Raw genomic sequence first — 12,488 nt, 5'->3', positions numbered from 1 at the left:
GCATGCGCGGCGCGCTGGTAGTGCTGCACCGCTGGTGCGGCCTGTTCATCGCCGGTTTCCTGTTCATCGCCGGCTTGACAGGCGCGGTGATCGCCTGGGACCACGAACTCGACGAGTGGGCCAATCCCCGACTGTTCCGGGCTGACTCCGGTGCGACGGATACCCCGCTTGCACCGCTGGAACTGGCGCGCCGGGCCGAGGCGGCCGATCCGCGCCTGCGGGTCAGCTTCCTGCCGCTGACGCTGGAACCCGGCCACACGGCGATGCTGGGCGTGGCCGCGCGCATCGATCCCGACACCGGCGCACCATACGCCCTCGGCTTCAACCAGTTGGCCCTGGATCCGGCCACCGGCCAGGCCCAGGGCCACAGGCAGTGGGGACGAATATCGCTGTCGCGCGAGAACCTGCTGCCCTTCCTCTATAAGCTGCACTACACCATGCACATTCCCAAAGGCTGGGGCATCGAATTCGGAGTGTGGCTGATGGGGGTTGTGTCGGCGGTGTGGATCGTCGATTGTTTTCTTGCGCTCTGGATTTCCTTTCCCAGCGCGCGCACCTGGCGCAAGTCGTTGAGCTTCCGGCTGCGCCAGGGCGGCGCCAAGCTCAATTTCGATCTCCACCGCTCCGGCGGCGTGTGGGTATGGGGTCTGCTGCTGATGCTGGCCGTGACCTCGGTGTCGCTGAACCTTGGGACTCAGGTGATGCGGCCGCTGGTGTCGATGCTGTCGCCTTTGACGCCCTCGCCATTCCAGTCGCGCCAGGGCAGTCGCGAGCGGGAACTGGCCGACCCGCTGCTGAACCGAGAGCGGGCTATCGAAGTGGCCGAGGCCGAGGGTCGCCGCCGCGGCTGGACCGCTCCCCCCGGATCCATCTTCTATGCCCAGCGCTTCGGCATCTACGGCGTGGCGTTTTTCACGCCCGAAAACGACCGGGATGACGACGGCATGGGCAACGAGGTTCTCTACCTGGACGGGGACTCGGGGGCGGTCGTTGGCGAAACGGTGCCGGGTCAAGGCACCGCGGGCGACGTCTTCATGCAGGCCCAGCTGCCGCTTCACTCCGGCCGGCTGTTGGGCATGCCGGGGCGCGTGCTGATGTCGTTCATGGGGGTGTTTGTCGCCGTGCTGAGCGTGACAGGCCTGGTGATATGGGTGCGCAAGCGCCGAGGCCGGATAGCGAACAAATTGCGCTCGCAATCGTAGGCGGCGTGGCGTTTCGTCCATCGCCGCCTTGTTCCACACATAGAAGAGCACGCCAAGGCGTTTTTCAGACGTCCACCAGGGCGTTGTTGAAACCGGAAAAAACCTCCTTCACACACTCCCCCATCCGCCGCGCCAATGCTCCAACCGGAAAATTCTCCGACGTAACCGCATAACTATGAAGCTCCACCTTCTCAGAAAACCCCACCTCACAAACCCCCGGAATCCGCAGCGCCCTCGCCACCACCGGATTTACGATCGATACCCCCAACCCCTTCGCCACCATGGTGCATATCGTCGTCGCATAAGGCGTCTCTATCGACAGCACCCGTTTGTCCCGAACAAAGTGCCGATCAATCGCCGCCCGATTGAAACTCCCCGCCGGCAGCGAAATGAAATCCTCCCCGTCGAAATCCGAAGGTTTGAGCACCTTCTTCCTGGCAAGCCTGTGCTTCTTCGGCACGACCCCCACGCCGTAGGCGGTGTTGATCCGCTCATACTGCAAGCTGGGCAGATCGGTGTGTATCGAGCAAAACCCGATATCGCAGTATCCCGTCGCCACCCACTTCGCCACGACGTCCGAGCCGCCTGTGTTGACCACCACCGGAATGTCCGAGACCTTCTCCCGGAAGAGCCGCATGGCATCCGGCATCACGCACTGCGTGATCAATCCCACCGCCCCCACGCGCAGTAGTCCCTTGCCGCGCAGCCGGATCGAGTTGGCGCTGTCGTTCAACGACTCCAGTCCGATGAACGCGCGCTCCACGTCCGCATAGAACGCCTCCGCTTCTGGCGTGGGAATCAGGCGCGTCCCCGATCGCTGGAACAGCACGAAGCCCAGCGCCTTCTCCAGCAGCGCGATCCACCGGCTGACGTTCGGTTGCGAGGTATGCAGCAGCCCCGCCGCGGTGGTCATCGACCGCGTCATCATCACCGCGCGAAAGGCTTCGACCTGCTTGAAGTTCATGGGCTGATTCCATTCCGATGCATGTGCGTCGAGCATATCATTTTTGTATTTGAAGCCGTCAATCTGTGATTTGACGTATGGGCTGGCCGAGACGGAGACTGCATTCCTGCATTCATCACCGGCCCCCAACATGGAATCCAAAGTCAGTGCCCGCCTGAAGCAACCCCTCGCGCAGGAGGTGATCGAGTTCATTTTCCTGCCGCGCCTGAACCGGGAGTTCTTCGCCAATTTCGAGTTGCTGCACCAGATCAATCTTGCCCATCTGCTGATGCTGGACGAGCAGGGAATCCTGGACCAAGGCACGTCCATCCAGCTCGCCAAGGCACTGCTGAAAATGCAGGCCGACGGTCCCGAGGTCGTGGAGCTCGACCCGGCGCGGGAAGAAGCCTATTTCAACTACGAGGCCCATCTGATCAAGCTGGTGGGCCAGGACGTGGGCGGCCGGCTGCATACGGCGCGCAGCCGCAACGACATGGGCGCGACCATCGATCGCATCCGGGCGCGGGATTTCGGGATGCGCATCGGCACGGCGTTGATCGGCCTGGCGCAAGCCGCGCTGGACCAGGCCGAGCGGTACGCCGATTGCGTGATGCCCGGCTACACGCACATGCAGGCCGCGCAGCCGATCACCTACGGCTATTACCTGTCGGCACTGGTGGATGCGTGGTCGCGCGACATCGATCGCGTGCTGCACACGCTGGATACGGCGGATGCGTCGCCCTTGGGTTCCTGCGCGCTGGCCGGTACGTCCTTCCCCATCGACCGGGCGCTGACCAGCTCCATGCTGGGCTTCAGCCAGCCGCTGGCCAACGCGCTGGACGGCGTGGCCTCGCGGGATTTCGCGCTGGAGCTGAACGCGGCGCTGTCCATCATGATGATCACGTGCAGCCGCCTGGTACAGGATTTCTATATCTGGTCCACGCCGGAGTTCGGTTTCCTGTCTTTCCCGGACAGCGTCGCCAGCACGTCCAGCATCATGCCGCAGAAGAAGAACCCGGCGGTGCTGGAGAACCTGCGGGGCAAGGCGGGCCACCTGATCGGCCTGACGACGGCGGCCTTCTCCACGGTGAAGTCCACGCACTTCACCCACTCGGGCGACAGCAGCCGCGAAAGCACCCGGACCTGCTGGGAGGCCTGCGAGGAAGCGCTGAAGGCCCTGACCCTGATGAAGCTGCTGGTGGAGCGGGTCGAGCCCAACCGCGAGCGCATGGCCTTGCGCGCGGCGGAGGACTTCTCCACGGTAACCGACCTGGCCGACCTGCTGGTCCGCAAGGCCGACACCTCGTTCCGCGATGCGCACCACATCATCGGCGCCGTCGTGCGCCAGGCGCTGGACCAGGGCTTGTCGGCCAGGCAGATCACCCCCGCGATGATCGCCACGGCAGCCAGCGAACAACTGGGGCGCCGCATCGCGCTGCACGAGGACGACCTGGCCGGCTGCCTGGACCCGCATCGCAACGTGGCCGCCCGTCAGTCGCTGGGCGGCCCGGCGCCGCAACGCGTGCTCGAGCGCCTGGGCGAGCAGCGCGCACGCCTGGACAAGCAAAGAACCGTCATCGACCGGACGGCCGGGCGCATCCACGACGCCCGGGAGTCGTTGCAGGAACGCATCCGCGCGCTGGTCGCCGCCGAAGCGAAGTAAGCACGGATTCCTTCATTCATCTAATAATCATGTGCAGGAGACAAACCATGTTCAAGCCCATCGCCTTATTTGCGATCGCCCTGGGTGTCTGCCCGGGGGCACAGGCCCAGACTTATCCCAACAAGCCCGTTACGCTGGTCGTGCCCTTCGCCCCCGGCGGCACGGTCAACCTGATGGGCCGCATCCTGGCCAACCGCATGTCGGAAGTGTTGGGCCAGCCCGTCATCGTCGAGAACAAGGGCGGCGCGGGCGGCAGCATCGGCGCGGGCATCGTCGCCAAGGCGGCGCCCGATGGCTATACGCTGCTGTTGGCCACCATGGGCCAGCAGTCCATCCAGCCGCTGCTGTCCAAGGACCTGCCCTATGACGCGGAGAAGGATTTCGCGCCCATCGCCTTGTTCTCCACCGTGCCGAACGCGCTGGCGGTATCGACCAACGTGCCGGTGAAGACGGTCCAGGAACTGATCGCCCATGCCAACAAGAATCCCGGGAAGCTGAACATGGCTTCCGCCGGCATTGCGTCGGTCAACCATCTGACCGGCGAACTCTTCATGCTGCGCTCGGGCGCGAAGTTCACGCATGTGCCCTACCGGGGCGCGGGTCCCGCCACTGCCGATCTGCTGGCCGGACAGGTACATGTGATGTTCGCCAACCTGCCGAATGTCTTGCCTTACATCAAGCCGGGCAAGCTGCGCGTGCTGGCGATGGCCAGCGAGAAACGCAGCCCCGCCGCGCCCGACGTGCCCACACTGGCTGAAGCCGGCGTGAAGGATGCCGTGGTCGAGTCCTGGTACGGCCTGATGGCGCCCTCCGGCACCGATCCGAAGATCATCAAGAAACTGGAAGCCACGATCATCGGCATCGCCAAGGAAAAGGCCATGGCCGCGCAACTGGCCGAGCAGGGCGCCTTGCCGTTCCCCGGGACCAGCGAGGATCTGGCCAAGCTCTCCAACGAAGAGACGCGGCGGTGGAAAGACATCATCTCGCGCGCCAACATCCAGTTGAACTGAGCGCGCGGCATGCAGCACAGGGACAGGCGAACGTGGTTCCAGTCGGCATCATCGGGGGCATGGGCCCGTTCGCGGGCGCGCACTACGTCGGCCTGTTCCTGGAGGAATGCGCGCGTCTGATCGAAGAACGCGGAGCAAGCGTGACCGACCAGCGCTTCCCGCCTCACTATCTGTTCCAGTTGCCGGTGCCCGACAGGACGTCGGCGCTGCTGGGGGCGCACGGCGAATATGGGCAGGTCCTGCAGGCGTTGTCCGGGCAGATGGCTGGGCTGAGGGCGCTGGGAGCGAGAGTGGTCGCCATGTCGTGCAATACGGCGCATGCGTGGCATGCCGAGTTGCAGGGCAGGCATCCGGACATGACGCTGCTTCACATTGGCGATGCCACGGCCGATCATCTGCTTGGACAAGGCGAGACGGAAGTCGGATTATTGTCCACGGCCGGGACGGTGAAATCGGGCATCTATGCCGAGGCACTGGCTCGGGTGGGTATCGCGTGCCGCGAGCCGAACGAGGAAGAGCTCGATCTGGTCATGCGAGGCATCTACGACGGGGTGAAGGCGGGTGACAACGAGCTGGGGCGAGCCTGCTTCGCCAGCGCGTTGCTGCGGATGCGCAAGCGCACCGGCGTGACGGGCTTTTTAATGGCATGCACGGAGATCCCGCTTGCATTGCGCACGGCGGATGTGCCGGCTGAATGCCGGTTGTATGACCCGGGGCGGTTGTCCGCCCGCGAGTTGGCCTGGCGGGCATTGGCATGATGGCTACCGGCCCGGTCCTGTAGTTGAGGCACAATTCCGGGTGGGATTCGTACGATTCAGCCGAGACGTGAACCTTCCAGCCCGCCCTTCGTCACTGCGCCTGAGCGCGCTCGACGCTCATCTGCTGCTCGGCCACGACCGGCCCGGCCTGTCGGGCATTTCCCGTTTCCTGCTGGAATTCCTGTACTTCGGCCTGAAGGAAGCCCGCGCCTGCCTGTTCGTCGGACTCTTCTTCGCCGCGGTCTTCCTGGTGCCGCGTTCAGGCCTGTGGGGCATTCCCCGCTACGACGCCCTGCTGGCCATCGCGCTGGCGATCCAGGCCTGGATGGTCTGGGCCAAGCTCGAAACCCTGGACGAACTCAAGGCGATCACCGTCTTTCACCTGGTCGGCTTTGCGCTGGAGGCGTTCAAGACGTCCAGCGGAATCCAGTCCTGGTCCTATCCGGATTTCGCCTATACCAAGGTCCTGGGCGTACCGCTCTTTGCCGGGTTCATGTATGCCGCGGTGGGAAGCTACGTCATCCAGGCCTGGCGGTTGTTCGAATTGCGCGTGGTGCATCATCCCCCGTACTGGATGGCCTGGTTCGTTGCATTGCTGATCTACGCCAACTTCTTCACGCATCATTTCATCGGCGACTACCGCTGGTACATCGCGGCATGCGCGCTGGGCCTTTATGCCCGGACGACCGTGATCTTCCGTCCGCTGGACCGGGACCGACGGATGCCGCTGCTGCTGGCTTTCGTACTGATCGGCTTCTTTATCTGGCTGGCCGAGAACATCAGCACGTTCTTCGGCGTCTGGGCCTATCCCAACCAGCTTGGCGCGTGGTCCACGGTGCACCTGGGCAAATGGAGTTCCTGGTCGCTGCTGGTCATCATGACCTTCACGATCGTGGCGAATCTGAAGCACATCAAGGAAAGGGTGCACGTGCCGGAGTAGGCGCGGGTTCGCATCCACGGGCAACTTGCCAAGCAAGGCGTGTTCAAACAATAATAATAATCAATTACTTTTCATCAAAGCTTCCGCGCACCGCTTCCCACGGCGCACCCGAACTCACTCCTATGCACGAGCGCTACTACCGCGAGCTGTTGCGCTATTTCACCCGCCGGGCGGGAAATGGTGACACGGCAGCGGATGTCGTGCAGGAGGCCTATGCCCGGGTATTGGCGTTGCAGCGTACCGGCGCCTCCGTATTCGAGCCCCGCGCGGTGCTGTACCAGGCCGGCCGCAACATCCTGGCGACATTGCGTCTGCGCAGCGCGGTCGAGGCAAGGGTGCTGGAAACACTGGCGCTGGTGAGCGAGGACAGCCGGCCGTCGGTGGAGCGCGAGGTCGGCGCCAGGCAGCAACTCGAACGCCTGCTTACCCTGTTGAAGAGCATGCCGTCCAGGCGGCGCGACGTGTTCATCCTGGTGCGCATCCATGGCATGAGCTATGCGCAGACCGCCGCGCACATGGACATGACCGTGCGAACGGTGGAGCGGCAGATGGCCCGCGCGCTGCTCGACTGCGCGGGCTATGCTCCCGGGGAAGATTGAAACCCGTTCACGCCATGGCGCCGAAGCCCGTCCCCCTGTTCGACCGCGAAGAGCGGTGCGCTCCACGCCAGTTGGTGGAGCATGCGCTGATCCTGATCGGCCGCATCCATCATGCGGATGCGGTCGCCGCCCAGCGTGCCGAGCTGGCGCTGCAAACATGGCGCGAGTCCTCGTCCGAACACGCCGAAGCCGCATTGACCGCGCAGCGTATCTGGAATGCCACCGAGCCGGGAGCCCTGCGCTCGCAAATCGCCAAGCCCGCCAGCGCGGCGCAGAGGCAGCGCCTGCGGCGCCGCGCGCTTGGCCTGGCCGGTGTCGGAGTGGGCCTGGGGCTGTTGGGCGTGGGCGGTCGCTGGGCATGGCGGCTGCCGGTGCACGAGATCGCGCTGCGAACCGGACGCGCCCAACGGATGACACAGGCGCTGCCGGATGGCAGCAGCGTGGACTTGGCCGCGCGCACCGCGGCCCAGGTGACGTTCTTCCGCACCAGGAGAACCGTCAGGTTGACCGAAGGCGAGGCGCGGTTCTCCGTGGCGTCCGACGCCGGGCGCCCATTCTGGGTGGAAACGGATTGGGGCCGCGTGCGCGTGGTCGGCACCGTGTTCACGGTTTCCACCCGCGAGGCCCGCATGCGGGTGGAGGTCGCCGAAGGCCGGGTCGCCGTGTGGGGCGCGGAGAACGGCCAGGCGGAGGATCCTGCGCCTTCCGTTCTCTTGCAGGCGGGCCAGGCTGCCGACGTCGACAGCCGGGGTGTCGGTTCGCCCCGTCCGGTGGATCCGGGCGAAGTTGGCGGCTGGCGGCAGGGATGGCTGTTCTTTCGCGACACGCCGCTGCCGGAAGTCGTGTCCCGGTGGAATGACTACCTGTCTCGCCCTTTGAGGTTGTCCCTGCGGGATGCGGCCCTGCGCGAGATGCGGGTGACCGGCAGCTATCTGCTGAAAGACCCCCAGTCCTTTCTCGACAGCCTGACGCACATGCTGCCCGTGCGTGTGATGCCCGCGGACGAGCAGGGTATCGAGATCCGGGCGCGCGGTTGATTCCTGTCGGCGAAGTTGCCTTTTGTTGCAAGTGGGGAGGGGGGTAAACGCGCCGTGGCGTGTCTTCTGCATGACACGTTCAGTTCTTCCACCATGACCGCACACGACGCTTTCCAATTCTTCCGGCTGTTCGCCGCCCGGCGCAGCCGCCATGGCCGCCATTGCGTGGCCATGGCTCCGCTTCTCCTGACCTGCGCCGTCGGCGCCACGGGCCTGCTGCCGGCCGGGGCTGTCCGGGCCCAGCCCCAGCCCGCGCTCGCCTCGACGCCTGTCGATCTGTCGCTGCCCGCCCAGCCCCTGGCCAGGACGCTGGCCGCGCTGTCCCGGCAGTTCGGTGTTTCCATCGGCGGCGAGGCCGGGTTATTGGACGGCCGCCTGGCACCCGCGCTGAATGGGGCCCTGACCCTGGAGCAGGCGCTGCGGCATGCCCTGGAAGGCTCGGGCCTGGTTGCCGTGCGCAGCGGCGCCTCGGCGATGACGGTGGTGCGCGGATCGGATGCCGTCACGACCCTGCCGGCCGTGACGGTGACGGCACGCGCCGATGTCATGGCCGGCGAGCGTCCGCCCGCCTATGCCGGCGGCCTGGTGGCGCGCGGCGGGGGTCTCGGCCTCTTGGGCGACACCGATTTCATGGATACGCCCTTCAACGTCGTCAGCTACACCGCGCAGGCCGTCGAAGATCAACTGCCCCGCAGCGTGGCCTCCTTCCTGGCCCGCAACGATGCGTCGGTGCGGGTGGTGGGCGGCGAGGGCGATTCGACCGACACGCTGCGCATCCGCGGCTTCGACCTGGCCACCGATGAGATCGCCTTCAATGGCCTGCCTGGACTGCTTGCGCAATATCGCAGCGCGGCGGAATTCATGGATCGCATCGAAGTGCTCAAGGGGCCGGGCGCGATGCTGAGCGGCATGTCGCCCAGCGGCGCGGCGGGCGGGGCCGTGAACATCCTGGCCAAGCGCGCGGACGACGCGCCGTTGACGCGGCTCACGACCGGCTACTTCTCGGATTCGCGCATCGGCCTGCACGCCGACGTGGGCCGCCGGTTCGGCGCCGACGGCGAGTTCGGCGTGCGGGTCAACGGCGTTCTGCGGCGGGGCGATACCGCCCGGGACCACCAGGACGAACAGATGGGCATGGGCGCCGTCGCGCTGGACTATCGCGGGCAGCGGCTGCGCGCGTCGCTGGACTACGTCAAGCAGTCGCACCGGGGCCACGCGGTACGCACCGTCCTGAGCAGCTTCGCCGTGACGCCCGGCGTGTCGCTGCCGGCGCCTGCCGGCGCCACGAACTTCGGCCAGCCCTGGAGCTATCTGCGCAGCGGCGACGAAACCCTGGCGGCCCGCGTTGAATACGACCTGGCCGACGACGCGACGGCCTATGCCGCGATCGGCCGCTCCCGCGGCTGGCACGGCGGAATAGGGGGCAACATCTACCTGATGTCGGCCGACGGCGACACCACGCAGAACGCAGCGGCCTCCGCCTTCGACCTGCATACGACCTCGGCCGAGGCCGGCCTGCGCGGGCGCCTGCGGACCGGGCCGGTCTCGCATCGCTGGGCGCTCAGCGCGAACACCCTGAAGCGCGACGTTGCCTATGGTTTCTCGACATCGGTGGCGACGTTCGAGTCGAACATCTACGACCCCGTCATCTACCCCAAGCCGGACGGCATCCCCGGTGTGGCCGCGCAGCCGGCATCGCAAACCCGATTGCGCAGCATCGGCTTCGCCGACACGCTGGGTTTCGTGGATGACCGCATCCTGCTGACGCTGGGGCTGCGCCACCAACAGGTCAAGGTGCAGAACTTCCCGGCCACCGCCGGCCAGTACGACGAATCCGCCGTCACGCCACTGGCAGGCATCGTCGTCAAACCCTGGGACAACGTTTCGCTGTACGCCAACTACGTCGAAGGACTGGCCCAGGGCGGCACCGCGCCGGATGGCGTGGCCAATGCCGGACAAGTCCTAAAGCCCCTGAAAACCCGCCAGGCCGAAGTCGGCATCAAGCGCGACTGGGGGCGCCTGGCGACATCCGTCAGCCTGTTCCAGATCCGCAAACCCAGCGGCTTGCTCGACCCGGCCACCAATCGCTACGAGGCGAACGGCGAACAGCGGCATCGCGGCGTGGAGTTGAACGCCTGGGGCGAAGTGACGCCCGGCTTGCGGGTGCTGGGCGGCCTGGCGTGGATGGATACGGAGATGACCCGGACCAACTCCGCGGCCACGACGGGCAAGGATCCCGTGGGCGTTCCGCGCATGACCGCCAACGTCGGGCTGGAGTGGGACGTGCCCGCGCTGGCCGGCGTCACCTTGACCGCCGCCGCCATCCATACCGGTTCGGTGTACGCCGACGGCACCAACGCCACGCGCGTATCGGGCTGGACCCGCTTCGACTTCGGCGCGCGCTGGGCTACCCGGGTCATGGACCGCAACGTGACCTTCCGGGCGATGCTCGAGAACGCCTTCGACAAACGCTATTGGACGATAGGTACCTGGCAATCCGCCTATCTCGGCCTGCCGCGCGCGGTCGTGCTGTCGGCCACCATCGACTTCTAGGGATTGCGCCTGGCCAGCACCTCGTCACGCGGGCCGGCATCGACCACCTTGCCGGCCTCCATCACGACAACGGTGTCGAACCGCGCCAGCAGGCCGGGCCGATGCACCGAGGCAACGATGCAGGCCGACGGGAAGGCGGCCACCATGCGGTCGAACACCCGGCCCTCGGCCTGCGGGTCGAGTGCGCTGGTGGGCTCGTCCAATAGCAGCAGCGAACTTCCCTGCGCCGCCAGCGCGCCGCGGGACAGGGCCAGCCGCTGCCGCTGACCACCCGAAAGATTGCCGCCACGTTCGTTCAGCGGACTCGCCAAACCCTCGGGCAGCCGCTGCAGCACCTCGTCGAACACCCCCGCATGCACGGCCGATTGCAGCGCCGCCGCATCGGCCGGCTCGCCGAAGGTAAGGTTCTCCTCCACGGTGGCTTCGAATACTTCGGCCTCCTGCGGGATCAGCGTCGCCAAGGTGCGCAGTTCGGCCCAATCCACCGCCAGACCGTCGCGCAACAGTTCGCCCTGCTGCGGCGGATAAAGGCCGGCCAGCATGCGCAGCAACGTACTCTTGCCGCCTCCGCTCGGGCCGATCAACGCCACCCGCGATCCTCGCCGCAGCAGCAGATCGATCCCATGCAATCCGCCGCGCGCGTCGTCGGCATAGCGCCAGATGGCGCCGCGCAGCTCCAGTGACTGCCACGGCGCATCGGGCGCCACGGCCGGCACCGCCGCATCGGGATTGCCGGGCGCTTCCCAGATCGGTTCGGCGCTGCCGTAGTCCGTGTGCATGCGCGCGAAACTCTGGAAATTCGACGCCATCGCGCCCACCACCGTCGCGGCCTGCTGGGCGTACTGGTAGATCATGAAGACCGTGCCCAGCATCACCGCCTGCCCGGGCTGCCGCGATTGCAGCACGTAGACCACTACCAGTATCCAGGTGAGCCCCATGCCGAGGATGTCCACGGTGAACCACTTGCCTTCCGTGACCATCACCGCACGGCGCAGCGGCGCCATCACTGCCTGCATGCGGCGGCCGAGCACCTTGCGCGAGGCTGATTGCAGCCGTAGGCCGATCACCGTGCCGGCGTTGCCGATGAAGTCCAGTAGCGCGGCGGCATAGCGGCGCTCGGCGTCGTTCTCGGCGCGGGCAAGCTGCATCAGCGCCCGGTCGAAGCGCATGATGATCAGGGCGATGATGACGTAGCCGGTGATGGCGATGGTGCCGCTGGTGCGCGAGAGCAGAGCCAGGGCGGCCAGCGGGCCGACGAAGTTGAAGGCGCTTTGCAGGTAGCCGAATTGGTTCTGGGCGAAGTCGGACAGGGCGCGGCTGGATTGGACGACGCGGTGCTGGAGTTCGCCGGAGTGCCGGCCGTCGCGCCAAGCTAGGGGTGCGGCGGCAATGCGGGCGTAGAGTTGGTCGGCCAGGCGTTCACGGACCCGGACGCCTACGTTGCGTTCAAGGATGCGGCCGGGACCGTGGAGGAGCCAGGACAGGAGATAGACGCCGACGAGGTAGGCGATCCAGCGGCCGGCTGTTGCCATGTCGCCTTGCTGTAGGGCGTTGATGGCTTGGGCGGCCAGCCAGGGCATGGTCAGGCGGAGTAGCTGGGCTGCTGAGAGCAGGCCGGCGGCGCCGAGCAGGTGGGGGCGGACGCCGGCTGCGTGGCGCCAGAGGGCGCGGTAGAGGTCGCGGGCGGCTGTGCCTAGGCCGAGGGTAGGCGGCTGGGGAGGAAAGTCTGATTTCGTCACGTGAAGACAACTACTCTTTTGCCAATAGTGACTCGGTGGATGAT

General features: G+C 66.3%; 10 protein-coding genes. 8 read left to right on the top strand and 2 right to left on the bottom strand.

The window, feature by feature from the left end:
- Nucleotides 1-2: 2 nt before the first annotated feature.
- Nucleotides 3-1,202, top strand: a complete 1,200-nt coding sequence (locus tag WKR98_RS03090; RefSeq protein ID WP_341432028.1) for a PepSY-associated TM helix domain-containing protein — start codon at nt 3-5, stop codon at nt 1,200-1,202.
- A 64-nt stretch (nt 1,203-1,266) separates the two neighbouring features.
- On the opposite strand, the gene WKR98_RS03085 is transcribed toward WKR98_RS03090, so the two are convergent.
- On the bottom strand, nt 1,267-2,166 hold the full coding sequence (locus tag WKR98_RS03085) for a LysR substrate-binding domain-containing protein (RefSeq protein ID WP_341432027.1): 900 nt from the start codon (nt 2,164-2,166) through the stop codon (nt 1,267-1,269).
- 130 nt (nt 2,167-2,296) lie between these two features.
- Between WKR98_RS03085 and argH the strand changes: the two genes are divergently transcribed.
- The 7 genes from argH to WKR98_RS03050 all read left to right on the top strand — a co-directional run bounded on the left by argH (nt 2,297) and on the right by WKR98_RS03050 (nt 10,705).
- The gene (argH, locus tag WKR98_RS03080; protein WP_341432026.1) at nt 2,297-3,808 is read left to right on the top strand and encodes an argininosuccinate lyase; all 1,512 of its coding nucleotides are present in this window, start codon (nt 2,297-2,299) and stop codon (nt 3,806-3,808) included.
- A 47-nt stretch (nt 3,809-3,855) separates the two neighbouring features.
- Nucleotides 3,856-4,818, top strand: coding sequence for a Bug family tripartite tricarboxylate transporter substrate binding protein (locus WKR98_RS03075; protein ID WP_341432025.1), 963 nt, complete (start codon nt 3,856-3,858; stop codon nt 4,816-4,818).
- Nucleotides 4,776-5,576 (top strand): aspartate/glutamate racemase family protein, encoded by an 801-nt coding sequence (locus WKR98_RS03070; RefSeq protein WP_341432024.1) that lies wholly within the window; start codon nt 4,776-4,778, stop codon nt 5,574-5,576. Before WKR98_RS03075 ends, WKR98_RS03070 begins: the two co-directional genes overlap by 43 nt.
- A 100-nt stretch (nt 5,577-5,676) precedes the next feature.
- Nucleotides 5,677-6,516 carry a DUF817 domain-containing protein gene (locus WKR98_RS03065; RefSeq protein WP_445936088.1) on the top strand — a complete coding sequence of 280 codons (840 nt, stop codon included), beginning with the start codon at nt 5,677-5,679 and terminating at the stop codon, nt 6,514-6,516.
- 122 nt (nt 6,517-6,638) lie between these two features.
- Complete coding sequence (locus WKR98_RS03060; protein ID WP_341432023.1) at nt 6,639-7,115, top strand: RNA polymerase sigma factor; 477 nt, start codon at nt 6,639-6,641, stop codon at nt 7,113-7,115.
- A 14-nt stretch (nt 7,116-7,129) separates the two neighbouring features.
- Nucleotides 7,130-8,152: a FecR family protein gene (locus WKR98_RS03055; protein WP_341432022.1), complete on the top strand. Its 1,023-nt coding sequence runs from the start codon at nt 7,130-7,132 to the stop codon at nt 8,150-8,152.
- Nucleotides 8,153-8,245: 93 nt separating this feature from the next.
- Nucleotides 8,246-10,705: a TonB-dependent receptor gene (locus WKR98_RS03050; RefSeq protein WP_341432021.1), complete on the top strand. Its 2,460-nt coding sequence runs from the start codon at nt 8,246-8,248 to the stop codon at nt 10,703-10,705.
- On the opposite strand, the gene WKR98_RS03045 is transcribed toward WKR98_RS03050, so the two are convergent.
- Entirely contained in the window at nt 10,702-12,444 is a 1,743-nt protein-coding gene (locus tag WKR98_RS03045; protein WP_341432020.1) for an ABC transporter ATP-binding protein, read from the bottom strand. The two genes, WKR98_RS03050 and WKR98_RS03045, sit on opposite strands and share 4 nt — an antisense overlap.
- Nucleotides 12,445-12,488: the final 44 nt, after the last annotated feature.

Origin of the sequence: Pigmentiphaga sp. YJ18 (assembly GCF_038066655.1) — a bacterium.
Taxonomy (GTDB): domain Bacteria; phylum Pseudomonadota; class Gammaproteobacteria; order Burkholderiales; family Burkholderiaceae_B; genus Pigmentiphaga.
Note: the sequence above shows the minus strand (reverse complement) of the source record. Positions and strands in the feature narration are given on the sequence as shown.